The organism is Pseudomonas sp. Irchel s3a12 (genome assembly GCF_900187485.1).
GTDB lineage: Bacteria > Pseudomonadota > Gammaproteobacteria > Pseudomonadales > Pseudomonadaceae > Aquipseudomonas > Aquipseudomonas neuropathica.
Genome location: NZ_FYDN01000002.1, coordinates 298,336 through 325,320 on the forward strand (window position 1 = coordinate 298,336; position 26,985 = coordinate 325,320).

General features: G+C 62.8%; 6 protein-coding genes. All 6 read right to left on the minus strand.

Going from position 1 to position 26,985, the window contains the following annotated elements; all coding sequences use genetic code 11:
- Nucleotides 1–21: 21 nt before the first annotated feature.
- Nucleotides 22–12,342 carry a non-ribosomal peptide synthetase gene (locus tag CKW14_RS04915; RefSeq protein WP_095124851.1) on the minus strand — a complete coding sequence of 4,107 codons (12,321 nt, stop codon included), beginning with the start codon at nt 12,340–12,342 and terminating at the stop codon, nt 22–24.
- A 13-nt stretch (nt 12,343–12,355) separates the two neighbouring features.
- On the minus strand, nt 12,356–20,182 hold the full coding sequence (locus tag CKW14_RS04920) for a non-ribosomal peptide synthetase (RefSeq protein ID WP_095124853.1): 7,827 nt from the start codon (nt 20,180–20,182) through the stop codon (nt 12,356–12,358).
- A complete protein-coding gene (locus CKW14_RS04925; protein WP_095124855.1) occupies nt 20,179–23,580 on the minus strand; it encodes a non-ribosomal peptide synthetase in 3,402 nt (1,133 codons plus the stop codon). The genes CKW14_RS04920 and CKW14_RS04925 overlap by 4 nt, the downstream gene beginning before the upstream one ends.
- 178 nt (nt 23,581–23,758) lie before the next feature.
- Nucleotides 23,759–24,742: a TauD/TfdA family dioxygenase gene (locus CKW14_RS04930; protein WP_095047699.1), complete on the minus strand. Its 984-nt coding sequence runs from the start codon at nt 24,740–24,742 to the stop codon at nt 23,759–23,761.
- A 39-nt stretch (nt 24,743–24,781) separates the two neighbouring features.
- Nucleotides 24,782–25,522 (minus strand): thioesterase II family protein, encoded by a 741-nt coding sequence (locus CKW14_RS04935; RefSeq protein ID WP_095047700.1) that lies wholly within the window; start codon nt 25,520–25,522, stop codon nt 24,782–24,784.
- Between the two features lie 72 nt (nt 25,523–25,594).
- Entirely contained in the window at nt 25,595–26,767 is a 1,173-nt protein-coding gene (locus tag CKW14_RS04940; RefSeq protein ID WP_095047701.1) for an MFS transporter, read from the minus strand.
- Nucleotides 26,768–26,985: the final 218 nt, after the last annotated feature.

Consider the following 26,985-nt stretch of genomic DNA (forward strand, 5'->3'; position numbering starts at 1 on the left):
AGATGACTGAACGTGTGGCGATCAGCCCGCGCGTGCCATGCAATGCTCGACCAACGCTTCCAGCTCACGCTGGTAATCGCTCATCAAGGCATCCATGGTGCCGGCGCGATAACGCTGGCTGCTGTAGATGCAACGCAAGGCCAACTGACCGTCATAGACCTGGCCGACAATTTCCAGCCAGTTGCCCAAATTGGCTTTGAGGCTGTAGTTGTCACCGGTTTCTTCCAGCGCCGGCACCAGCAGGGCCTGCTCGTCGAAGCTCTGGTCGAATTGCCCCAGGTAGTTGAACGTGACCCGCGCTTGCGGCAGCTCGGCCAGTTGCCTCGACACCTCAGCGCCTGCCAGATGCCGCAGCACGCCATAGCCGATGCCTTTCTGCGGCACCGCTGCCAACTGTGCCTGCACATTGACGATCGACTGGCCGATGTCGTCGCTGTCGGGGCGCAAACGCACCGGGAACATGCTGGTGAACCAGCCCAGGCTGCGGCTCAGGTCGATGGCCTCGAACAGGTCTTCACGACCATGGCCTTCGAGCAGGATCAGTGCCGACGGTTGTTGACTCCAGCGGCACAGGGCACGGCTGAGCGCCGACAACAGCAGGTCGTTGATCTGCGTGCCATACACCGCCGGGGCCTGTTTGAGCAGTTGTTCAGTGTGCTCGCGAGACAATTTGAGCCGCGCCTGCGCCTGCTGACGCACGAGGTTTTTGCCGCGCAGGTTGTCGCACGGCAAGTCGACGCCCGGCTGATCCAGTTGCTCCAGCCAATACCCCAGTTCCTGCTCGGCAATCACCGGCGCCTGCGCCTGCAAGGCTTCGGCGAACGATCGGTAACTGCTGGTGCGAATCGGCAGTTTCGGTTGCAGCCCCTGCACGCACGCCTCGTACGCCACTTTCAAATCGTCGAGCAGAATTCGCCACGACACGGTGTCGACCACCAAGTGATGAATCACCACGAGCAGGCGCGCCTGGCCATCCGGCAAGGCGACGTGCATCACCCGCCAGACCGGCCCGTCATCGAGTTTCAAGCTGCGCTGGGCAAGGTTGGCCAAGGCTTCGACCTGCTCGCTGTTGTCCGCCTCGCGGCGCCAGAGCAACGTCTCGCCCTGTTCACTGAGGTCGCAGTAACGCTGCATCCAGCGCCCGCCTTCGTGGGAGAAACGCAGGCGCAACGAGTCGTGATGTTGCTCGATCCAGCCCAGTGCCTGCTCGAGCGCATCGAGGTCCAGCGGCTGGCGCGCGCTCAACAGTAATGACTGGTTGTAGTGATGCGCCTCGGCCATGCCTTCAGCAAAGAACCACTCCTGAATCGGCAAGAGATTGAACAAGCCCTCGGCGGCCACGTGCGTGACGTCCGTCTGCGGTTGTGCCGTGCCCTCCTTCGCCGCTTCCTGCTCGACGATGCCGGCGATGGTCTGATAACGCATCAGGTCGCGCAGCTTGAGATCCATCTGCAACGTCGGGTGGTTTCTGACGCGGGAGATCACCTGCAAACTCAAAATCGAATCGCCGCCCAGTTCGAAGAAGTTGTCGCTGATGCCCACTTGTTCGACCTGCAGCACCTGCGCCCAGATGTCCGCGAGCAGGCTTTCCTGCTCATTGCGCGGGGCGACGTATTCTTCGGTTTTGAATTCCGGTTCCGGCAGCGCCTTGCGATCCAGCTTGCCGTTAGGCGTTACCGGGAAAGCGTTCAGGCAGACGATCTGCGCCGGCACCATGTATTCCGGCAACGAGGCGCGCAGGCCCGCCTTGAGTTCATCGCCAATGTCTGCACCGGTCGCGGTGACCACATAACCGATCAGTTGCTTGCCGGAGGCATTGTCCCGGGCGATCACCAGTGCATCAGTCACCGACGGCAACTGGCGCAGACTGGCCTCGACTTCACCCAGTTCGATGCGGAAGCCGCGCACCTTGACCTGATGGTCGATACGGCCGACGTAATCAACCACACCGTCGGCGCGTAAACGCACCAGATCGCCGCTGCGATACAGGCGCTCGCCCGCCGCGAACGGATTGGGTACGAAGCGCTCGCAGGTCAGGTCCGGACGGCCGTGATAACCCCGGGCGACGCCATAGCCACCGATGTACAACTCACCGGCAAAGCCTGGCGGCAGCGGGTTCAGGTCTTCGTCCAGCACGTACAGCGAGCGTGCCCCCACGGCGCGGCCGATCGGCGCGTACGCCGCTTCGCAATGCTGGCTGACCGGGACTTTCCAGAGCATCGGCGTGACCACGGTTTCGGTCGGGCCGTAGCCGTTGGTGAAGTACTGCGGACGCAGCGCAGCTTTGACCTGCTCGAAGGTCTGATCCGGCACCGCGTCACCGCCGAAGCAATAGATGCGCACGGGTGGCGGCGCAATACCGCTGGCCGCCGCGTACTCGGCCAGTTGCTTGAGATAGGCCGGCGGGAAGCAGGCAATGGTGATGCCGTAGTCGTGCAGCGCCTGATAGGTCTGCTCCGGCGTCCACAGGCAACCGTCGCGAATCAGCAGACGACCGCCGCTGTACAAGGTGCTCAACCAGCGCTCATGGGCCCCGTCGAAGGCGAACGACATAAAGTGCAGCTCGCAACTGCTGGCGTCCATTTCGTACAGCTCGGCGATGGCCTGACAGTGCATGCTCAGCGGGCCTTGGGTCACCGCGACGCCTTTCGGCCGGCCGGTGGAACCCGAGGTGTAGACCAAATAGGCCAGGCCCTGCTCCTGCACGCGACGTTCGGGGGCGTGGTCGGCGTAGCGGCTTTCATCGAGGTGATCGATTTCCAGGCGCAGCAGGCCTTGCGGCGCCGGCAACGTGCTGCGCAGACTGCTCTGGGTCAGCAACAGCGCCATGCCGGAATCTTCGATCATGTAGGCCAGACGCTCCGGCGGATAGTCGATGTCCAGCGGCACGTACGCCGCCCCGCTCTTGAGCACGGCGAGGAAGCTCACGACCATTTCCAGCGAACGCGGCAAGGCCACGCCGATCACCACTTCCGGCCCGGCACCTTGTTCGATCAGGCAGTGCGCCAGTCGGTTGGCGCGTTGCTCGAGTTCGGCGTAGGTCAGGTTCATTCCGGCGCATTGCAGGGCGATGGCCTGCGGCTGCTGTTGCGCGTGACGGCTGATCAGTTCCGGCAACAGCGCGGCTTGATGGGTGTGTGCCGGTTCAGCGCTCCAGGCTTGCGCCGCTTGCCATTGCTCGCCGCTCAGGCGCTGCAAATTACCGAGGCGTTCGTACGGCGCCGCCAGCATCGCGGCGAGGGTGTTTTCCATGGTCTGGCGAATACCGACAACCGCCTCGGCGCTGAAGTGGCTGCGCAGGTACAGGTATTCGATCGACAACTCGTCGCCGAGCATCACCGCGAGGTCCATCGGCACGTTGGTCACGCCATGGCCGATGGATTTGCCGAAGGTCAGATCGGTGTCGTTGTCTTCCTGCAAGCGATCGTCGATCGGGAAGTTTTCGAACACCACGATGCTGTCGAACAACGCCTGCCCACCGAGGCTGGACCAGCGCTGTACATCCGCCAGCGGCGCCTGGGAATAATCACGGATGTCGAGGTTGTAGGCCTGCACTTCGCCCAGCCAGTCAGCCAGACGCTGATCGGCTTGCGGGGTCTGAATGATCGGCAAGGTGTTGATAAACAGACCGAGCATGTTGCCGACATTCGCCAGACTTTCCGGACGCCCCGACACCGTGGCGCCAAAGGTCACCGTCTGCTGCCCGGTGTAGCGTTGCAACAGCAGCAACCATGCACCCTGAATCAGCGTGTTGGGGGTGATGCGCAGGTCGCGACAGAACTGCAACAGCCGCGCGGTCTGCGCTTTATCCCAGTTCGAATAGATTGCATCGTGACCGGCGACATCGGCGCTGTGGCGCGGGTGCATCGCCTGGCTCAGTGCCGTCGGCTCGTTGACCGCCGCCAGCCGCGCCTTCCAGAACAGCTCCTGAGCGTCCTGATCCTGCGCCTGCAACCAGGCGATAAAGTCGCGGTAGCGACCGTTCTCGCCGATGATTTCGCCCTTGGCGTAATACTGCAGCACCTCACCGAACAGCCGCGAACTGCTCCAGCCGTCCATGAGGATGTGGTGGCTGGTCCAGATCATCTGGTACTGATCTTCGCTCAGGCGCAGCAGGGTCACCCGCAACAAACGCGCATCGGCCAGATTGAAACCGAGCGCACGGTCAGCGCTGGCGAACTCGGCAATCAGTTCCTCGCTCGTCTCCCGATCACGCCAATCAAGTACCTGCATTTGCAACGGCGCATGGCGATGCACCACCTGCAACGGTTTGGCCAGGCCGTCCTGCCAATGGAAACTGGTGCGCAGAATCGCCTGACGGGCGATGACAAATTCCCACGCCTGACGGAAGCGCTCCACGTCCAGGCCCTTGATCGGCAGGCTGACCTGTTGCACGTAAAGGCTGCTGCCGTTATCCGACAGCGTGTGAAAGAGCATGCCTTCCTGCATCGGCGACAGCGGGTAGACATCCTCGATCTGGTCGGCCGGCACCGGCAACGCATCGAGCTGCGCCTGATCGAGTTGCGCCAGCGGATAATCCGCCGGCGCCTCGTCGGTCGACGACTCGAGCGCAACCACAGCGGCGAGCTTCTGCACGGTCTGCTGCTGGAACAGGTCTTTGGGGGTGAAGCGAATCCCCTGCTGGCGCGCACGGCTGACCAGTTGAATCGAGATGATCGAATCGCCGCCCAGCGCAAAGTAGTTGTCGGTCACGCCGACCCGTTCGATCTTCAGAATGTCCTGCCAGACCTCGGCGAGTTGCTGCTCCAACGGCGTCGATGGCGCCACGTATTCGCGCTGCGACTGGCTGACGTCCGCTGCAGGCAAGGCTTTGCGGTCGAGTTTTCCGTTGGGGGTCAGCGGCAACTGTTCGAGGAACAGCCACTGCGCCGGCACCATGTATTCCGGCAGATGCGCCTTCAGCGCGGCCTGCAGCGTTTCACTCAAATCGTCCAATTGTTCGAGGCTGAGGCTGCTGTCACTCGGCACCACATACGCCACCAGTTGCTGACCGCTGTGGCCATCCACCGCCAGCACCACGCCTTCGCGCACGCTGTCCTGAGCGAGCAGACGCGCTTCGATTTCACCCAGTTCGATGCGGAAACCGCGCACCTTGACCTGATGATCGATGCGGCCGACGTATTCGATCCGGCCGTCATCGCTGAAGCGGGTCAGGTCGCCGGTGCGGTACATGCGTTCGCCGCTGCTCGAGAATGGATTGGGCACGAAACGTTCGGCGGTCAGGCCGGGGCGGAACAAATAGCCACGGGTGATGCCGTCGCCGGCCAGGTACAGTTCGGCCGCCACGCCCAGCGGCGCTTGCTGCAATTGACCATCAAGCAGGTACGCCGTGGTGTTGACCAGCGGCCGGCCGATGTTCGCCAGACCACCCAGTTCGCGGCGGGTGCAGGTCGAATAGGTGGTGTCTTCCGACGGCCCGTACAGGTCGTAGACGTGCTCCACCGCCGTCTCGCGGTAGAGCGTGTCGACCAGGCTCTGCTTCAGTGGCTCGCCGGCGAGGTTGATAATGCGCACGCCCGGCGGAATTTGCCCGGTGCGTTGCAGCGCGGCAATCGCCGACGGCACGGTGTTGATCAGGCGCACCTGATCGCGCTCCGGCAAGTCCGGCAGTTCCAGGGCATTGCGCGCCATGACGATCGAGCCGCCGCGTGCGAGGGTGACGAAGATCTCCCACACCGACAGGTCGAAGCACACCGACGTCGACGCCAGTACACCTTGCAGATCGTCTTCGCTGTAGACCTCGGCGGACCAGTGAATCAGCGCCTGCACGTTGCGATGGGCAATGGCCACGCCTTTCGGCTTGCCGGTAGAGCCGGAGGTGTAGATCACGTAGGCCAGATTGGCCGAATCTCCCCGCGCAGGAAGATTGTCCGCAGGCTGCTCGGCAAATGCTGCACCACCCGCCTCGACCAGCACCACCTGCGCATCGGTCTGCGGCAGTTGCGCCAGCAGCGACTGCTGCGTGAGCAAGACTTTCGCCTGACTGTCGTCGAGCATGTAGGCCACGCGATCCGCCGGGTAATCCGGGTCCAGCGGCACATAGGTGCCACCGGCCTTGAGCACCGCCATCAGGGCAATGACCAGCTCCGCCGAACGCGGCATCGCCACGCCTACACGGATTTCCGCGCCGACACCCAGTGCGACAAGATGATGAGCCAACTGGTTAGCGCGTTGATTGAGCTCGGCATAGCTCAGGGCGACGCCGGCATGACTCAGCGCCAGTGCCTGCGGATGTGCCGCGACGCGACGTTCAAAACTTTGCGGGATCAACCGCTCAGCCGGATACGCGGCCTGATGGTCGTTCCATTGCGCCAGGGTCTGGCGTTCGGCGAGTGGCAACAGGCCGATCTCACCGAGCAGACGCTGCGGCGCCTCGATGAATTGACGCAGCACTTCTTCCAGATGCCCCGCCAGACCTAGCACGCTGCGTTCGGCAAAGTGTTCGGTGAGGTAGTTGAAGTCCAGGTTCAAGACATCGCTGGCCCCGGCGATCAGGGTCAGGCCGTAGTTGGTTTGCTCGCGATGCTCCAGGCCAGCGAAACGCAGACCGCCCGGATTGGCTTCCAGCGCTTCGGACACCGGATAGTTTTCAAACACCAGCAAGGTGTCGAACAACGCTTCGCCGCTCAGCTGGGCCAGACGCTGGATGTCCTGCAACGGCGTCTGCTCGTAGTCGCGCAGCAACAGGTTTTTGTCCTGCACGCTGCGCACCCAGTCGCCGACGCTGAGCGTGGCTTGCGGGCTGGCGATCACCGGCAAGGTGTTGATGAACAGGCCCAATTGCTGCTCGATGCCCGGCAGATCCACCGGACGTCCGGACACAGTCGCACCAAAGGCTACCGTGGCCTGGCCGGTGTAGCGCTGCAACACCAGCAACCACGCGGCTTGCACCAGACTGTTGAGGGTCACTTGCTGCTGACGGGAGAAACCGTTCAGGCGCTGAGTGAAGGCTTGGTCGAAATGCAGGCGATGCATCTGTTTGCCAGGCCCCGGCACGGTACGCCCGTGACAGGCCGAAGCCAGTCGGGTCGGTTCGTCCAGTGCGGCCAGTTGTCCGCGCCAGAATGCCTCTGCGCCCGCCTTGTCCTGACCTTGCAGCCAGACGAGGAAGTCGCGATAACGGCCCTGCGCGCTTGGTACCGGCTGACCGGCGTAATCCTGCAACACCTCGCCGAACATCCGCGAGTTGCTCCAACCATCCATGAGGATGTGGTGGCAGGTGAAAATCAAACGATGGCGGTCATCGCCGGTGCGCAGCAGGCACAGACGCAGCAGCGGCGGGTTCTGCAGATCGAAACCGCGTGCGCGATCAGCCTGCGCCCGCGCTTCGAGCACGGCCGGCAAGTCCGCCACACCGCGCACATCGACTTCGGGCATTTCCAGGGTCAACTGGCGATTGATCACTTGCAGCGGCGCATCGAGGCCATCGCGGCCCCAGATAAAACCGGCGCGCAGCACTTCATGGCGATCCACCACGCGCTGCCAGGCCTGCTGGAAACGCGCCACGTCGAGGCCGTCGATATCCAGCAGCATCTGATAGACATAGGCGCTGGCATCGGCGTCGTACAGGCTGTGAAACAGGATGCCTTGCTGCATCGGCGCCAGCGGATAGATGTCCTCGATGCGCTGGGCAGCGATCGGCAAGCTATCCAGATGCGCCTGGGACAACCCGGCCAACGGCACGTCCGATGGCGTCAAACCGCCGCTCGGATGGTTCAGGCAATGGTCGATCAACTCGCTCAGCGCTACTTCATAAGCGCGGGCCAACGCGTTGATGGTCGCCTCTTCAAAGACATCGCCGCTGTAAGTCCAGGTCAGGCTCAACTGGCCCTGATAAACCCGGCCATCGATGGTCAGCCAGTTGGCCATCGGCGCGTTTTCGTCCTGACCGGCGCCCTTGTCTTCAGTGGCCGGCACCCACAGGGCGTGTTCATCGAAGTTGTTGTCGAACTGGCCGAGGTAGTTGAACGTCACCTTCGGTTGCGCCAGTTCGTTCAAGACCCCTTGCGACTCGGCGCTGCCCAGATGACGCAGCAAGCCATAACCGATGCCTTTGTTCGGGATCGCGCGCAGTTGCTCCTTGATGCCTTTGATCGAGGTTTCCAGACTGGCGTCCGGGGTCAGGCGCACCGGGAACATGCTGGTGAACCAACCCACCGTGCGGCTGAGGTCGACGTCATCGAACAGGTCTTCGCGACCATGGCCTTCAAGCTGCACCAGGGCGCTATCGGTGTTCGTCCATTGGCACAGCACGCGGGCCAGCGCGGTCAGCAGCAGGTCGTTGACCTGGGTGCGATAAACCGCAGGTGCCTGTTGCAGCAACTGGCGAGTGCGTTCGGCGTCGAGACGCGTATCGACGCTGCGCTCGAAACGGTTGCTCAACTGGCCATGCGGGTTGTCCAGCGGCAGTTCGACCGACTCATCGCGCAGTTGCCCGCGCCAGTAATCCAGTTCGCTTTCCAGTTCAGCGCTACGGGCATGCTTCTGCAGACGCTCGCCCCAATCCTTGAACGCGCTGGTCTTGGCCGGCAGACGCACAGCCTGACCGCTGCTCAGTTGTTGATAAGCGCTTTGCAGATCTTCCAGCAGAATCCGCCACGACACGCCATCGACCACCAGGTGATGGATCACCAGCAGCAGACGCTGAGTGGCGTCCGGCAAGTCAACCAACACTGCACGAATCAGCGGACCATCGAGCAAATCGAGGCTGCGTTGCAAGTCCAGGCACAGCGCTGGCAATGCTGCGCTGTCGTCCAGGGTGACCGTGCGCAACAAGGTTTGCGCCTGATCCGCCGGCGCGTGGCTCTGCTGCCAGCCATCGTTGGTTTGCCGGTAACGCAGGCGCAAGGCGTCGTGGTGGCGCTGCAACTGCACCAGCGCCTGCTCCAGCGGCGCCGCGTGCAGTGCGCTGGCCGGGGTCAGCAGGATCGACTGGTTCCAGTGATGCCGCGCCGGAATGTCGCTGTTGAAAAAGTAATGCTGGATCGGTGTCAGCACTGCGTCGCCGAGCACTTCGCCCTGCTGCATTTGCACCGCGTCGCTCTGTTGCGCGACGGTCGCCAGACGTTGCACGGTCTGATGCTGGAAGATGTCTTTGGGGGTGAAGCGAATGCCCGCCTGACGCGCGCGGCTGACCACCTGAATCGAAATGATCGAGTCGCCGCCCAGCTCGAAGAAGTTGTCGTTGAGGCCGACACGCTCGACCTTCAACACGTCCTGCCAGATCTCGGCCAGACGCTGTTCCAGTTCGTTGCGCGGTGCGGCATAGACTTCCTGCGCCTGCGCAACTTCCGGGTGCGGCAGTTGCTTGCGATCGAGTTTGCCGTTGGCCGTCAGCGGCAGGCGTTCAAGGAACGCCCAACTGACCGGAACCATGTAATCAGGCAGGGTTTCGCGCAGATGCGCCTTGATCGAATCGCGCAGTGTGCCCTGCCCTTCGGTATCCAGCGCCTCGTTGGCGACAATCCAGGTTGCCAGTTGCTGGCCGCTGATACCGTCGACCGCCAGCACCACCGCTTCGCGCACGTCGGCGTGCTTGAGCAGTTGCGCTTCGATTTCGCCAAGCTCGATACGGAAACCGCGAATCTTCACCTGATGGTCGATCCGCCCGATGTACTCGATCACCCCGTCGCCGCGCAGCCGCGCTAGGTCGCCGGTGCGATACAGACGCTCGCCGGCCTGCGGATTGAAGGGGTCTGGCACAAAACGTGTGGCGGTCATGCCGGCCTGATTCAGATAACCCCGGGCCAGACCGGCACCGGCGATATACAACTCACCGATGCAACCTTGTGGCACCAGGTTCAGCGAGCCATCGAGCAAGTACCACGACAGGTCGACAATCGGCTCGCCAATCGGGCTGCTGTGGCTTTGTTCAAGATCGGCCATCGACAACGGCCGGTAGGTCACGTGCACGGTGGTTTCAGTGATGCCATACATGTTGATCAGCGTGGGCGCACGGTCGCCGAAACGTTCGAACCACGGGCGCAGGCTCTGCACTTCCAGCGCCTCGCCGCCGAACACCACGTAGCGCAGAGCGTTGTTGCGCGATGACTCGCTGGCGACCTGCATCAAGGGCTTGAACGCCGACGGCGTCTGGTTCAACACGGTGACGTTTTCATCGCACAGCAGCGTGTAGAAATCCTCCGGTGAACGGCTGACGTCGTGGGGCACCACCACCAGTTTGCCGCCATACAACAGCGCGCCGAAAATCTCCCAAACCGAGAAGTCAAAGGCGTAGGAATGGAACAGCGTCCAGCTGTCCTGCGGGCCGAAATCGAACCAGTGTTCGGTGGCGCTGAACAGCCGCATGACGTTGCCGTGCGGCAGCAATGCGCCTTTCGGTTTACCGGTGGAACCGGAGGTGTAAATGACGTACGCCAGGCTGTCCGACGTGGTCAGGCACAGCGGGTTGGTTTCGTTGTCGGGCTCTGGGGTCTGATTCAGATCGAGGCACGCCAGCCCTGACGGTACCGGCAGTTGCGCAAGCAGATGGCCTTGGGTCAGCAGCAGCTCGATGCCGCTGTCCGCGATCATGTAGCTCAAGCGATCATCCGGGTAGCCCGGATCCAGCGGCACATAAGCGCCACCGGCCTTAAGCACAGCGAGGATGGCGACAATCATGTCCAGCGAACGCTCGACCGCCACGCCAACACGCACGTCCGGGCCAACGCCACGGGCGATCAGCGCATGCGCCCACTGGTTGGCGCGGCGATTGAGTTCGGCGTACGTCAGGCGTTGCCCGTCGTACGTCACGGCGATCGCGTCGGGATAACGCTCGGCCTGCGCTTCAATGGCTTGGTGAATGCACTGTCCGAGCGGTTGTTCGATGCGCTCAGGGTTCCACTGCGCGAGCAATTGTTGCTGCTGGCCGGCATCGAGCATCAGCAACTGGCCAATGCGCTGGGTCGGCTCGGCGACGATGGCCTGCAACAGCGCGTTCCAGTGTTGTGCCAGACGCTCAATGGTCGCGGCGTCGAACAGATCGGTGGCGTATTTCAGTACGGCTTCGATGCCATGGGCTTGTTCGGTGGTGTTGAGGGTCAGGTCGAACTGCGCGGTCTGGCTCTGCCATTCCAGTGGCTCGATGCTCAGGCCATTCAAACGGGTTTCGACACTCACGCGGCGCTCGGCCTGATGGTTGAACATCACCTGGAACAGCGGGCTGTGACTGAGGCTGCGGCCCGGTTCCAGCGCTTCGACCAGTTGCTCGAACGGCAAGTCCTGATGGGCCTGCGCTTCTTGCGCGGTCTGTTTGACCTGACGCAGCAGATCGACAAAGGACATCTGCCCATCGATGTCGGCCTTGAGCACCTGAGTGTTGACGAAGAAGCCGATCAGCCGCTCGATCTCTACCCGGCCACGGTTGGCATTTGGCACGCCGACGCGGATGTCGGCCTGACCGCTGTAGCGATGCAACAAGGCCTGGAACGAGGCCAGCAAGACCACGAACAGGGTGACGTTTTCTTGCCGGGCGAAGGCTTTGAGCGCGTTGCTCAGCGCCGGGTCGAGAATCAGGTTATGGCTGGCGCCAGCGAAGCTTTGCTCGATGGTGCGCGGGCGATCCATCGGCAGTTCCAGCACCGGTTGTTCGCCACCGAGTTTCTCTTGCCAGTAGGCCAGTTGCCGCTCCTGTTCACCGGCCTCCATCCACTGCCGCTGCCACAAGGCGTAGTCGGCGTATTGAATCGGCAGCGCCGGCAGACCGGCGTCGTGATCGAGGTTGAAACCGGCGTAGAGCTGCACCAGTTCCTCGATCATCACTTGCAGCGACCAGCCATCGGAGACGATGTGGTGCAGGGTCAGCACCAGCACATGGTCATTGGGGCCGACTTGCAGCAGCGCTGCGCGCAAAAGCGGGCCGTGCTGCAGGTCGAAAGTTTTCTGGCTCTGGGTCTGCACGAACGTCTGGATCGAGGCATCCGCGTCGTTGGCCAGCTCAGCGCTCAGTTGATGGATCTCCAGTGCAAAGGGCCCTGCGGGCAGGACCACTTGCAAGGGTTGCGCGGTTTCCTGGGAGAACACCGTGCGCAAGGTTTCGTGTCGTTCGATCAGCGCCTGAACGCTGCGCTCCAGCGCGCTGACATCCAGCGGACCCTGCAAACGCAGGGCCGTCGGAATGTTGTAGGCCGCACTGTGCGGCGCCCACTGCCAGAGAAACCACTGGCGCTGCTGAGCGTAGGACAGCAGCAACGGCTCTTCAGCCGTGCGCTTGAAAACCGGGGCAATGTCAAAGAGGTTGACGCCTTTCTGCTTGAGCAGAACCGCCAGAGCCTTTCTTTGCTTAGCCGAAAGTTGTCCTACCGACTCGATTAACTCTTGCACGCGTTTTTCCCTCTCAAGAAATCAGTTTTTCCAGATCATCGAGGGATAGACGTTTGAGGGCCTCCAGGGATTTAGCCAATTCATCCTGAACGGGCGACATTTCGACGCGCAGAGCCTCGATTCGCGCGCAGAACGCCTTGAGGGTATCGGTTTCGAACAACTCTTTTAGCGGCACCTTGTCGCCCAGACGCTCCTTGATCCGGGTCACCACCAGCGTGGCCAGCAACGAATGCCCGCCGAGCTGGAAGAAGTTGTCCGCGAGGCCCACCTGCTCGACCTCCAGCACCTCCTGCCAGATCGTCGCCACCTCCCACTGCAAATCGCTTTGCGGCGCCTGATAGTGCTGCTGCGTCGGGCCGTCGCCCAAGGCCATCAGCGCCTTGCGATCGAGCTTGCCGTTGGGAGTCAGCGGAATGGCGTCGATCAGGTGCAAGTGGCCTGGCACCATGTGCGCCGGCAAGCGACTGGCCAGTGCATTGCGCAAGTGTTCCGCCAACACCGGTTGATCGACCACAGCCTGCGCCACCACCACATAGGCGTGCAGGTGTTTGCCGGCGGCTCCGTCCTGAGCGAGCACCACCGCTTCACGGATGTCGTCCTGCTCCAGCAGTCGCGCTTCGATTTCGCTGAGTTCGATACGGAAGCCGCGAATCTTCACCTGATGGTCGGCCCGGCCGATGTACTCGATGTTGTCATCGCTGCCCTGGCGTACCAGATCGCCGGTGCGATACAGGCGTTCGCCGTTGCTGGCGTACGGGTTCGGCACAAAGCGCTCGGCGGTCAGCGCTGCGCGCAGCAGATAACCCCGGGTCACACCGGCACCGCCCAGGTACAACTCGGCGGGCACGCCACTCGGCAGTACTTGCAACTGGCTGTCGAGCAGATAGGCCACGGTGTTCGGCAACGGTCTGCCGATGTTCGCCTGCCCCTGGGTTGTGCGCAGGGTGAAGGTCGAATAGGTGGTGTCTTCCGACGGCCCGTAGAGGTCATAGACCTGCTGCACCGACGTGCTCGCGTACAGCGTGTCGACCAGGCTCTGCTTGAGCGGTTCACCGGCCAGATTGATGGTCGCCACCGAATGCGGAATCTGCCCGGCCCGTTGCAGCGCGGCAATCGCCGACGGCACCGTGTTGATCAGGGTGACCTGTTCGCGGGCCGGCAAATCGGCCAGCGCCAGCGCATTGTCCGCCAACACCAGGCAACCCCCGCAGGCCAGGGTGACGAAAATCTCCCAGACCGACAGGTCGAAGCAGATCGACGTCGACGCCAGCACGCCACGCAACTGTTCTTCGCGATAGACCCCGGCCGACCACTGAATCAGCGCCGACAGGTTGCCGTGGGTGATGGCTACGCCTTTCGGTTTGCCGGTGGAACCGGAGGTGTAGATGACGTACGCCAGATTCTGTGCAGTGACATTCGCCAGCGGTGCCGTTGTCGGGAACGCGCTCAACGCGCCCTCTTCCACCAACAACACCTGCGCACTCAAGTTTTCAGGCAGCAGCGCCAGTGCGGCCGGTTCGGTGATCAGCACGGCGGCGCGGCTGTCATCGAGCATGTGCAGCAAGCGTTCCTGCGGGTAGTCCGGATCCAGCGGCACATACGCGCCACCGGCCTTGAGAATGGCCAACAACGCCACGAGCATATCTGGCGTGCGTCGCATGCACACGCCGACGCGCACCTCCGGTCCGACACCCAGTGCCTGCAGCTTGTGCGCCAGACGGTTGGCCCGAGTATCGAGGCTTTGGTAATCGATCTGTTGTTCGGCGAACAGCACCGCATGCGCTTGCGGTTGGCGCTGCACTTGCGCGGCGAGGTGTTCCAGCACCGTGCGCGCGTCCGTTGCCGTGAGGTCAGCCTTGCCCCAAGCGATGGCTTGTTGACGCTGCGGTTCTGCAAGCAATTGCAAATCGCCCAGCGGCAGAGAAGCATCGGCGAGGAACTGCGTCAGCAGGCTCTCCAGTTGCGCGCTCAAACCGCTGATTGCGGCCGCATCGAAACTGGCCCGGTCGTAACTGATCCCCAGGCTCAGCTCACGCCCGGTGACCGCCACCAGCGTCAACGGGTAGTTGGTCTGTTCCTGACGACGAATCGCCGAGAACTTCAGACCGGTGGCCGGGCCTTGTTGCAGCGCTTCGGCCATCGGGTAGTTTTCGAACACCAGAATGCTGTCGAACAACGCGCCGTTACCGGCACCGGCCCAACGCTGAATGTCGTAGAGCGGCGTGTGCTCGTGTTCACGCAGTGCCAGATTGACGTCCTGCACCTGTTGCAGCCACTGGCTGACGACGATCTCGGCGGACGGCGCCGCGACCACCGGCAAAGTGTTGATGAACAGACCGATCTGCTGCTCGACGCCCGGCAAATCCGTCGGACGCCCGGCAACCGTGGCGCCGAAGGCCACATGGTCCTGCCCGGTATAACGCTGCAACAGCACCAGCCACGCCGCTTGCACCAAGGTGTTGAGGGTGACTTTCTGCTCGCGGGCGAAGCGGTTCAAGTTCGCCGTCAAGGTTTCGCTGAATACATGCGCGTGATCGGCGTAACCGCTGGCCGCGTGCTGCCCGCCCGACACGGCACTGGCCAGACGCGTCGGCTCATCAAGATCAGCGAGGGCTGTCGTCCAGAAATCGCGGCTGGCCTGCTGATCGCGCTGATCCAGCCATTCGATGTAATCGCGATAGCGCCCCTGCCCGACCGCCGGGGTCAGGCCGGCATAACGCTGCAGCACTTCGCCGAACAACTGCGAGGTGCTCCAGCCGTCCATGAGGATGTGATGGCAGGTGTAAATCAGGTGATGCGTGGCCTCGTCCGTGCGCACCAGCGTCACCCGCAACAGCGGCGCGCCAGTCAGGTCGAAACCGTTGGCCAAGTCCTCGCTGGCCAGTTGCTCCAGCGCCGTGCCGAGGTCAGCACGACCGCGCCAGTCCTGCACGCGCCATGGCATCTGCGCACTTTGACGCACCACTTGTACTGCGGCGCCAGCGTCTTGTGGCCAGACAAATGCGGTGCGCAGGATCTCGTGGGCATCAACGGTTTGCTGCCAGGCCTGATTGAAGCGCTCGGCGTCGAGTTGTTGCACATCCACACGCAATTGATTGGTGTACGCCGGGCTGTCCGGATCGTTGACGCTGTGGAACAGAATGCCCTGCTGCATCGGCGACAGCGGATAGAGGTCAACGATGTCGCGGGCCGGGATCGGCAGCGCCGACAGTTGTGCCTGGGTCAGCGTTGCCAGACTGAAGTCCGACGGCGTCACAGCCGCCTCGCCACTGTCGCAGCAATGTTCGATCAAACGCTCCAGCTCGCGCCGGTAGGCTTCGGCCAGCGCCGCGACGGTTTCTGCGCGATACATGCCGCTGCCGAAGGTCCAGGTCAATTCCAGCTCACCGCCGTAGACCTGACCGTCAACGCTCAGCCAGTTACCCAGCGGCGCTGCCGCGTCCTGATTAGCGCCGGTGCTTTCGCCGCTTGGCACGAACAGCGCACCCGCGTCGGCGTTGAACGCGCCGTCGAACTGGCCGAGGTAGTTGAAGGTCACGCGCGGCTGCGGCAATCCCTGCAACTCGGCGGATTGGCTCAAGTAACGCAGCACGCCAAACCCGATGCCTTTGCCCGGCACCGCCCGCAACTGTTCCTTGATCGCGCACAGCGACGCACCCGGCGTCGATTCAGGGGTCAGGCGCACCGGAAACAAGCTGCTGAACCAGCCCACGGTGCGGCTCAGGTCGATGTCGTCGAACAAGTCTTCACGACCATGACCTTCGAGCTGAATCAGTACCGAAGGCTGTTCGCTCCAGTCACACAACACCCGCGCCAGGGCCGTCAGCAACAGGTCGTTGATCTGCGTGCGATACGCCGCTGGCGCCACTTTTAGCAGCTTATGGGTCAGCGTCTGACTCAAGCGCGTGCTGGCCCGGGCCGCTTGTGCGCGGGTCTGGGTGTCCAGCGGGAAATCCCGTGGCAGTTGCGCGTCGCCCGCCGCCAGGGTTTGCCGCCAGTAGGCGCTCTCAGCGGCCAGCGCCTCACTCTGCGCGTAACGCTGCAGATGTTCGGCCCAGCTGTGCAGCGAGCTGCTTTTGCCCGGCAAGACCAGCGGCGTGCCCGCCGCCAAAGCGGCGTAAGCGAGCTGCAGGTCTTCGAGCAGAATGCGCCACGACACGCCGTCGACCACCAGGTGATGGATAACCAGCAACAGGCGTTGCTCAGCATTCGGCAGATTCACCAACACCGCCCGCACCAAGTGCCCTTGTTGCAGATTCAGGCTGCGCTGGGCCACATCGGCCAATGCCGGCAAAGCGTCCAGGCTGTCCAGCTCACGCACCCACAACAGCTGCGGATCACGCTGGGTCTGCGGCATTGCCTGCCACACGTCGGCGGACGCCTGGAAGCTCAGCGCCAATGCGTCGTGCTGTTCGATCAGCGCGGCCAGCGCCGTGCGCAGATGCGCGGCGTCGAGCGGCGTGGTCGGCTGCAACATCACCGACTGGTTCCAGTGCTGACGCTGGGCAATCGCGGTCTCGAAGAAACGTGCCTGAATCGGCAGCAATGGCAACGGTCCGCGAGCCGCCGGTAGCGCAGCCGCGACAGGTTTGGCTTCGATCAGTTTGGCCACGGCGGCCAGTTGGCCGATGGTCTGTTTTTCGAACAATTGCTTGGGGCTCAGCTTGATGCCCTGGCGTTTGGCCCGGGCAATGATCTGCAAGCTGAGGATCGAATCACCACCCAGTTCGAAGAAGTTGTCGCTGCTGCCCACGCGTTCAAGCTTGAGCACATCGGCCCAGATCGCCGCGAGTTTCTCTTCAACTTCACCTTGCGGCGCGACGAAGTGCTGAGTGACCACGCCCGGCACCGGCAAAGCACGCTTGTCGAGCTTGCCGTTGGCCGTCAGCGGCAATGTTTCCAGCAGCACAATCTGCGCCGGCACCATGTAATCCGGCAGGCACGCCTGCAATTGCTCGCGCAGCGCCTGCGCCTGCAAGGTCAGCCCCGCCGCCGGCACACACCACGCGACCAGTTGCAGACGCGTCGGGTCGTCATCCAGTGACAGCGCCAGCACCGCCGCTTCACTGATGCCGTCGAGGCCCAGCAACACCCGCGCGACTTCCGCCGGCTCCACGCGATAACCGCGCACCTTGACTTGATCGTCGGCACGGCCGATGAATTCCACCGTTTGCTGACGATTGCGGCGTACCCGGTCACCACTGCGGTACACCCGCGCACCCGGCGCGCCAAACGGATCGGGCAGGAAGCGCTCGGCCGTCAGCCCCGGCTGATTCAGGTAGCCCAGCGCCACGCTGTCACCACCGATATACAACTCGCCAGCCACCTGATCGGCGACGTTGTTCAGCACATCGTCGAGCACGTAAACGTGAGCGCCGGCCAGTGTGCTACCGACCGGTACGCTGCGCGTCAGGCTCAGATCACCGACTTCATGGGCCAGCACGCCCACCGTGGTTTCGCTCGGCCCGTAGTGGTTGATGAGGCGGCAGCCCGGTTTGAGCTGGCGCACGCGCTCGACCAGCGCCGGCGAGCACGCTTCACCGCCGACAATCAACGCGTGTTCCGGCAGCACGTCGGCAGCCCGCGCGGCCTGCAACAACGCGGCCAGATGGCCCGGGACGATTTTCAGCATGCCCACTTGATGCGTGGCCATGTACTCGGCAAAGCGGTCCGGATCGAAGCCCAATTCTTCCGGCAAGACATGCAACAGGCGCCCGGAACACAGCGCACCGAAGAGCACGGTAAAGCCCAGATCCGCAGCAATGGTCGAGACCAGCGCCATGCTGCTGTCCGCCGTCGGCGCCATCCGTTCCAGCACACCGCGCACATAACTGCCCAGCGCACCGTGGCTGACCAGTACGCCTTTCGGTTGCCCGGTGGAACCGGAGGTGTGAATCACGTACGCCGGTGATTGCGCGCACAGCGTCACGGCTGGGCAAGTGTCCAGCATTGACTGCCACTGCTGCGCTGCAAAGGCGATGCCCTGACAGCCATCGACCGCCAGCGCGGAGACACGCGCATCGCCTTCGGCGCACAACAGCAGCCGTGCTTTCGCAGCGCCAAGCATCTGCTGCAGGCGTGCGTCCGGCGCCTTGACGTCCAGCGGCATGTACACCGCGCCCGCCTTGAAGATCGCCAGCACAGAAGTCAGCCAGTCCAGCGAACGCTCCATCAGCACTGCCACCGGCTGGCCGTCGCGCACGCCTTGGGCGCGCAAATGATGGGCCAGTCGATTGGCCGCCTGATCCAGCCCCTGAAAACTCAAGGCCTGATTCAAGTCGCGCGCGGCCAATGCTTCGGGCTGGCGCGCGACTTCACGATCCCAGTGCTGCAACACCAACAACGCCGGCTCGGCGGGTGCCGGGAGCGGTGCTGGCAAGATCAACGCAACACTGTGCAACGGTGCCTGCGGCGCTTTCAGCAATTCGCTGAACAGACCGAGCAAGGCCGGCACGAAAGCTTCGACGGTCTGCGGGCGATAGAGGTCGCTGGCATAGGTCATCTGACCGTGAATCAGCGTGCCGTCATCGGTGATGTCCAGCGCCAGATCGAAGTGGGTGCCGTCCTTGTCCAGCGGATACTCGGCGACAGTCAGCCCTGGCAGAGCCATCGCGCGCTGTTTCTGCATGCCGACGTTCTGGTTGAACTTGGCCTGGAACAGCGGGTTGTGGCCGAGGGTGCGTTCAGCCACCAACTCGTCCACCAGTTGCTCGAACGGCAACTCCTGATGCGCCTGCGCGCCGAACGAAGCTTCACGCACCCGCGCCAGCAAATCCTCGAAACTGCCGCGCTCATCCACCTCGCAACGCAGCACTTGGGTGTTGACGAAAAAGCCGATCAGCCCTTCGACTTCAGCACGGCCACGGTTGGCATTCGGCACGCCGACACGAATGTCGCGCTGCCCGGCCTGCCGCGACAGAAACAGCGAGAACCCGGCCAGCACCAGCATGAACAGACTGATGCCTTGGCTACGGGCGAAGGCGTTGAGTTGCAGGGATAGCGGCGCACCGAAATCAAAACTCAGGGTCTGGCCTTCGAAGCTTTGCGTCAGTGGCCGGGCAAAGTCCGGCGCCACTTCCAGCAGCGGATGTTCTTCACCCAGTTGCTGGCGCCAGTAATCAAGTTGACGCTCGCCCTCGCCGGCTTCCAGCCAGCGGCGCTGCCAGATCGCATAGTCGGCGTATTGCAGCGCCAGCGCCGGCAATTGCGGTTCGCGTTCGAGGCTGAACGCCTGATAGCACTGGACGAATTCCTTGACCATCACGTCCATCGACCAGCCGTCAGAGACGATGTGGTGCATGCTCACCACCAGCACGAATTCCTCGTCGGCCAGGGCAAACAGACTGGCGCGCAGCAGCGGCCCGTGGCGCAAATCGAAAGGCCTTGCAGTGACGGTCTGCACCTGTTGCGCCAACGCTTGCTCGCGTTCTGCTGCCGGCAGGCGGGTCAGGTCGATACGCTCCACGGCCAGCGGTTGCTGTTCAAGGATCACCTGATGCGGCTGATCACCGTCAGTCTGGAACACCGTGCGCAGGACCTCATGGCGCGCCACCAGATGATCGAAGGAGCGCTGCAGCGCCGCTTCGTCCAGACGCCCATTCAGGCGCAGGCCGGCGGCCATGTTGTAAGCAGCGCTTTGCGGTTCGAGTTGCCAGAGAAACAGCAGGCGCTGCTGAGCGAACGACAACGGAATCGGCGCGATATCGTGACGACTGACCGGCAGCGGCAACAGGCTGAAGTCCTTGCCATCTTCGCGCAACTTGGCCAGAAACAGCCGACGCTGTTCCAGCGGCAAGCCGACGAACCTCTTCGCGATACGTTCCGACATTGTGCCGCTCATACTTCTTCTCCTTCCAAAGCACTCATGAACTGATCCATGTCGGACCAGTCGTCGTTCGTTGCGCCATCTGCCAGTTGCGCCAACACGGCGGCCAGATCGATCAGCAGCGGTTTCTCGAACAGGCTGCGTAGCGGCAGCACCACGCCCTGCTGACTTTTCACCCGGGCAATCACTTGCGCGGCCAACAGCGAGTGGCCGCCCAGTTCAAAAAAGTGATCGTCAAGACCCACCCGCGAAACTTGCAAAACATCCGCCCAGATCTGCGCCAGACACAACTCGGCGTCCGATTGCGGGGCGCGATAATCGCCCTGCAACTGCGCCGGATCCGGCGCCGGCAACGCCTTGCGATCGAGCTTGCCGCTGGGTGTCAGCGGCAGGTTCGCCAGCAACAGCAAGTGGCCCGGCACCATGTAGTCCGGCAAATGGGCTTGCAGGGCAGCGCGAATTTGCTGACGGAACGCCGCTTGCGTCGCGGCGTTTTCGAGCGTGGCCTGATCGGCGACTACGTAGGCCACCAGTTGCTGGCCGCCGCTGAGCGGCACCGCCAGCACCACGGCTTCGCGAACGCCAGGGCATTGCTGCAGGCGCGATTCGATTTCGCCCAACTCGATGCGGAAACCGCGAATCTTCACTTGATGATCGGCCCTACCGATGTACTCCACGGCTCCGTCAGGTCGCAAGCGCGCGCGGTCACCGGTGCGGTACAGGCGCTGGCCATCGGCAAACGGGTCGGCGATAAAACGCTCGGCGCTGAGCATCGGCTGGCGGTGATAACCCCGCGCCAGGCCCGGACCACCGATGTACAACTCACCCACCGCGCCTTGCGGCAGAAGGTTCAAATCATCGTCCAGCACGTATAAACGGCGCGCGTCGAGACCGTGGCCGATCGGGATGCCGCGCCACGACACGGCGTCTGCCGTCAATGCCGTGCAATCGTGAATGCTCGACACCACCGTGGCCTCGGTCGGCCCGTAGGTATTGAGCAAGTGCACATGGCCCAAACCGGCCTGTTGCCACAAGCGCAAACCGTCCACCGCCATCGCTTCGCCGCCGACGTGAATCTGCCGCAGCGCACCGAAGCCGCTCGGTGGATTAGCGGCAAATTCCTGCACCAGCCAATACCAATAAGCCGCCGGCAAGTCGGCCAAGGTGATGCCGTGATCGACAATCACTTGATGCAACGCCGCGCTGTCCCACAACCGCGCATCGCGCAGGACGACTGCGGCGCCGTGGCACAGCGGCGGGAAAAACTGCTCGACAAAGCCGTCGAAGCTGCTGGTGGCGAACTGCAGAACGCGATCGCCTTCACGCAGGTCGCTGTAATCAATGGCGCGGGCGATGAACTCGCTCAGCGCGCCGTGGCTGACCGCGACTCCTTTCGGGCGCCCGGTGGAACCGGAGGTGTAGATCACATAGGCGAGGTTTTGCGCGGCGACCGTCACCGGCAGATTGTGGGCCTGATCACTGTCGGCCAGTTGCTCCAGGCACAGGCAATCGACGCCATCCAGATCCGGCAGGCTGGCGAGGCTGGCGTGATCGGTCAGCAGCAATTTCAAACCGCTGTCATCTAGCACATGGCGCAAGCGTTCGGCCGGGGTTTGCGGATCCAACGGCACGTAGGCGCCGCCGGCCTTGAGCACCGCCAGCAACGCCACCGCCAGTTCCAGCGAGCGCCCCAACGCGACACCGACCAGCACATCAGGGCCGACACCGCGAGCGCGCAACTGATGGGCCAGACGATTACTGCGGGTGTTCAACTCGGCATAGCTGAGTGCCGGCGACGGCTCGGTCGCCAGAATCACTGCCAATGCCTGTGGCGTGCGCGCTACTTGCGCTTCGAACAGGGTCTGCACGCTGGCGAACACAGGTTCTGCTTCGGTGGCCTGAATGAGTTGTGCACGTTCCGCCTCCGCCAGCAGTTCGACTTCGCCGACGATTTGCTGCGGATCGCGGCACACGGACGCGAGGATGTTGCGCCAATGCCCGGCCATAGCAGCAATGGTGGTGGCATCAAAAATATCGGTGGCGTAGGTGAACGCCGCGAACAACTGCTCGCCCTCCTCGCGGGTGTCGAGCATCAGGTCGCTGGTGGCGGCATGTTGGCGACCGCTGCCGGCCAATTGCTCCTCAGTCAAATAGCCCACCTGCAAACCGGACTCAAGTTGCACATCGTGCAAGTCGGTCACCAGCGGCTGGTGGTTGAACATCACCTGGAACAACGGGTTGTGGCTTTGGCTGCGCGCCGGTTGTAAGGCTTCGATCAAGGCATCGAACGGCAGATCCTGATGAATCTGGGCGCCGAGCGCAGCCTGACGCAGGCTTTGCAACAGATCGGCAAAACGGGTTTGTGCGGTGACTTCACTGCGCAGGATCTGCGTGTTGACGAAGAAGCCGATCAGCCCTTCGGTTTCGCTGCGCGTACGGTTGGCAATCAACCCGCCGACGCGGATGTCGGTCTGGCCGCTGTAGCGATGCAACAACGTTTTGAACGCCGCCAACAGCACCACGAACAGCGTCACGCCCTGACGTTGCGCGAGGCTTTTCAGCTCTTGGCGCAGCGCTGCGTCGATCACCGCTTCCAGACGCGCGCCCTGATGACTGGATTGCGCCGGATAGGCACGATCGGTCGGCAGCTCAAGCAGCGGATGCTCGTCGCCCAATTGCGTGCGCCAGTAATCCAGCTGACGTTCGCGCTCACCGGCCTCCAGCCAACTGCGTTGCCACAGGGCGAAATCGCGGTAGTGCACGGTAAGTGCCGGCAATGACGGCTCGCGCCCCGCCACCAGAGCATCGTAAGTGCGCATGAATTCATCGATGAGAATATTCATCGACCAGCCATCGGCGATGATGTGGTGCAAGGTCAGCAGCAACACATGCTCCTGCTCGGCCAGACGCAACAGGCGCAGGCTGAGCAGCGGACCGTTCTCGAGATCGAAGGCCTGAGCGGCCTCAGCCATCATGTGCTGTTGCGCCAGCGGCCAGCGCTGGGTCTCGGGCAGCGCACTCAGATCAGTGATCGGCAGTTTCAACGGCTGCGGTTCGGCGACACGCTGAAACGCGCGCTCACCCTCCTGACCAAAGGTGGTGCGCAAGCACTCGTGCCGCGCCGCCAGTAGACTGAACGCCTGCTCCAGCGCCTGCGCTTGCAGGTCGCCCGTCAGGCGCACCGCCATCGGCAAGTTGTAAGCGGCACTGTGCGGGTCCAGTTGCCAAAGAAACCACATCCGCTGCTGGGCGTACGAAAGCCCGTCGCGCTCGGCGATTCCGTCACAGGCAGTCATGGGAAGCTGCGCAAAATCGATGCCCTCACGGGCCATGCCGGCGAGGAACAAACGGCGTTTGTCCTGTGGCAGTTCGATAAAACGACGGGCTAGTTTCTGGGCGTCTGCGGCATTCATGCATGGGGTCCTTGCTGATCGGCGGCGTGACCAGGAGACCCGGTCGTATCAACAAGAACGAATGACAAACGCGATGATTTAGCGCGCTGGCGCAACAGCGGCCCGACGGTAGGCACACAAACGCCGAAGCCGGTACGAGACCGGCTTCGGCTGCTTTACCACCAGGTGTGGGGATTGCTCAGAGCGGCCCCTGTGAATGCCCTTCAGCCATGGCGACAATCACTTTGCGCGGCCCCTCGAATGGCGAACGCGCATGCGCCGAGAGCATGTTGTCGAGCATCAGCACATCGCCCTCCTGCCAAGGAAAACTGATCGCGCACTCATCGAGCACCGCGCGAATCTGCGCCAGCACCTCGTCTTCAATCGCCGAACCATCGCCGTAATAGACGTTACGCGGCAAGTCCTCTTCGTCGACGATATCGAGCAGGCTTTCGCGCACTTCCGCTTGCAGGTTGGAAATGTGGAACAGGTGCGCCTGATTGAACCAGACGTTGTCGCCGGTCACCGGATGCACCGCCACCGCCTGACAAGTCTGGCGGGTGCGCAATTCACCGTCGTCCTTCCATTCGCAGACAATGCCGTGAGCCTTGCAGTAGGCCTCGACGACCTCGCGATCGTCGGTGTTGAACACGTCTTCCCAAGCCACATCCAAGCCGTTGCCGAAGTTGCGCACATACATCAGCCCTTTGCTGACGAAGCGCTCGCGAATTGCCAACGGAATGCGCCGATAAACTTCACGGCTGTCGGCAATCGGCGTCTCGCCGCCGGACTTGGCGGCGATCATGCTGTAGAACCAGATCTTCATCGGCCAGTCGCGGGAATAAGCCTGCTCGTTGTGCAGCGGAATGCTCTGGTGCGCCGGGTATTCGGTCGAGGTGTACACGCCCTGCGTCACGTTGGTGCGCGGCGTCGAGCCGAATTCATAGTTCAACAACGGATGGCCAAAACTGGCCGCAAACTGCCGGAACTGTTCGGCACCGTTCAGACGGAAGCCGCGAAACAGCAGCCCGCCGTCGCGCAGCAGATGCTCGTCCACCAGTTCTTTCAATTCATCGAACACCGCCAACAAGTCAGTGTCCGCATCGGTCGCTTCCACCAACAACGGCAAGCGCCCCCGTTGCGGCAGCAGTGGCCGAACGGAAAATCCCACAGCAACAGCCATGACTGGCCTCCTGTAATCACTCGATAGGTGAACCGCGCGCTAAAACGCCGGTGCCGTAGCCTGCGCATGACGGCGGTGATGGACTTCCAGATGGGTCTTGATCGTGCGGATGACCCGGGCTTCGTGTTCATGAATGAAGAAATGCCCACCGGTCATCATGTCCACGGAAAAACTGCCCAGGGTTTCCTTGCTCCAGCCGATCAGTTGCTCGGTGGTCGCGCGGTCTTCCTTGCCGCCCAGCACGTGCACCGGGCAATTGAGCAACGGCCGCTGCGCCGGCGTGAAACGCCCGCACATCATGAAGTCGGCGCGCAGCACCGGCAGGGTCAGGCTCATCAGTTCTTTGTTGGCCAATACTTCTTCGCTGGTGCCCTGGAAGGTGCGCAGTTGATCGATCAATTCCTCATCGCTGCGCGCTTCGGCAAAGCCGCGATCGTAGTCACTGCGCATCGTCGGCGCAGCAGTACCGGAAGCGAACAACGCCACCGGTTCCGGTACTCCGAGTTCGCGAAAGGCATGCGCCATCTCGCACGCCAGCAGCGCGCCGAGGCTATGCCCGAACAGTGCGTAAGGCGCCTGCAAGCCAGCCTTGTGCTCGCGGGCCAGTTGCCGGGCCAGCGCACGCATGTCGATCTGCAGGGGTTCGTCGAAACGGGCACCGCGCCCGGGCAATTCCACCGGTTGCAAGTGCAGCCACGACGGCAGTTGGCGCCGCCAGCGGCTGTAGACCATGGCGCTGGCGCCCGAATAGGGCAGGCACAGCAGTGTCAGCTTTGTCACCGCGTTTACCTCAATAGGGTTATCTGTAAAAGAGAACGGATGAGATAGCGCGGGAATTAGTCGGTTAGCCGATCACTTCAAATGACGGAAACTCTGCACCGCCGATGCGAGGACTACCGCCCCGGCAGCAATCGCCAGCCAGAAGCCGCTGCGCGCGCCGAAGGCATCGACCAGCGCACCTGCGCCGGCGGCGCCCACCGCCACGCCGATACTCAAACCGGTCACCAGCCAGGTCAGGCCTTCAGTGAGCTTGGCCGGCGGCACAATGCGCTCGATCAACGCCATCGCCACAATCAGCGTCGGTGAGAAGAACAGCCCGGCGACGAATACCGCCACCGACAATCCAACAATATTGCTCGCCAGCAACAGCGGCAATGTGGTCACCGCCGTCGCCACTCCACCGTACAAAAACAGCTGCGGCAACGGCAGCTTCGAGCGCATCGCACCGAACGCGATACCGGACAGGAAAGAACCGATTCCGTACACCGACAACACGATGCTCGCTGCCGCCGGCTGCCCCTGTTGCTGGGCGAACGCGACGCTGACCACATCGATCACGCCGACGATGACGCCCATGGCGGTCATCAACAACAGCAGCCACTGCATGTCCGTGGAGCGAATGATCGAGCCTTGATGGTGTGGCTCATGCGGATGCACCGAGGGCTCGGTACTGCGCTGGGCGACAAACGCGGTGACGCCGACCGCCAGCATCAACAGTCCCGCCAGTGGTCCGGCCTCGGGAAACAGCGTCACGCACAGCCCCACCGACAGCGGCGCACCGACGATAAAGCAGACTTCATCGAGTACTGACTCCAGCGCATAAGCCGTCTGTAACTGCGGTTGGCCGCGATAGATCTCCGTCCAGCGCGCCCGCACCATCGCCGACATGCTCGGCATGCACCCGGCCAGCGCGGCAAAGATAAACAGCGTCCAGTTCGGCGCCTGCAACCGCGTGCACAGCAGCAACATCAGCAGTGCCCCGCCGCCGATCAATGCCGATACCGGCAGAATGCGTCGCTGCCCATAACGGTCAACCAGACGCGATACCTGCGGCGCGCAAAACGCTGTGGCCAGGGCAAAGGTTGCCGCCACCGCGCCGGCCAGCGCATACCCGCCCTTCAACTGCGACAGCATGGTGATCACGCCGATACCGGTCATGGAGATCGGCATGCGCGCGATCATTCCGGCCAGGACAAAATTCCGTGCGCCGGGGGCGTTGAACAATTCGCGGTAGGGGTTTGCCATGGACTGCAGCCTCATCAAGGGCCGCCAAGTTGCCATAGGGTCGGGTGGCGTGGAAGCGCGGAATTGTTGGTGGAATGTGAAGCCCCCATCGCGAGCAGGCTCACTCCCACAGGAGGATTTGTGTACGACGCCGATCCAGTGTGGGAGCGAGCCTGCTCGCGAAAGCGTCGGCGAGATCACCACAGCCCTTTCTGCCGAATGAACTCTCACTATTGGCA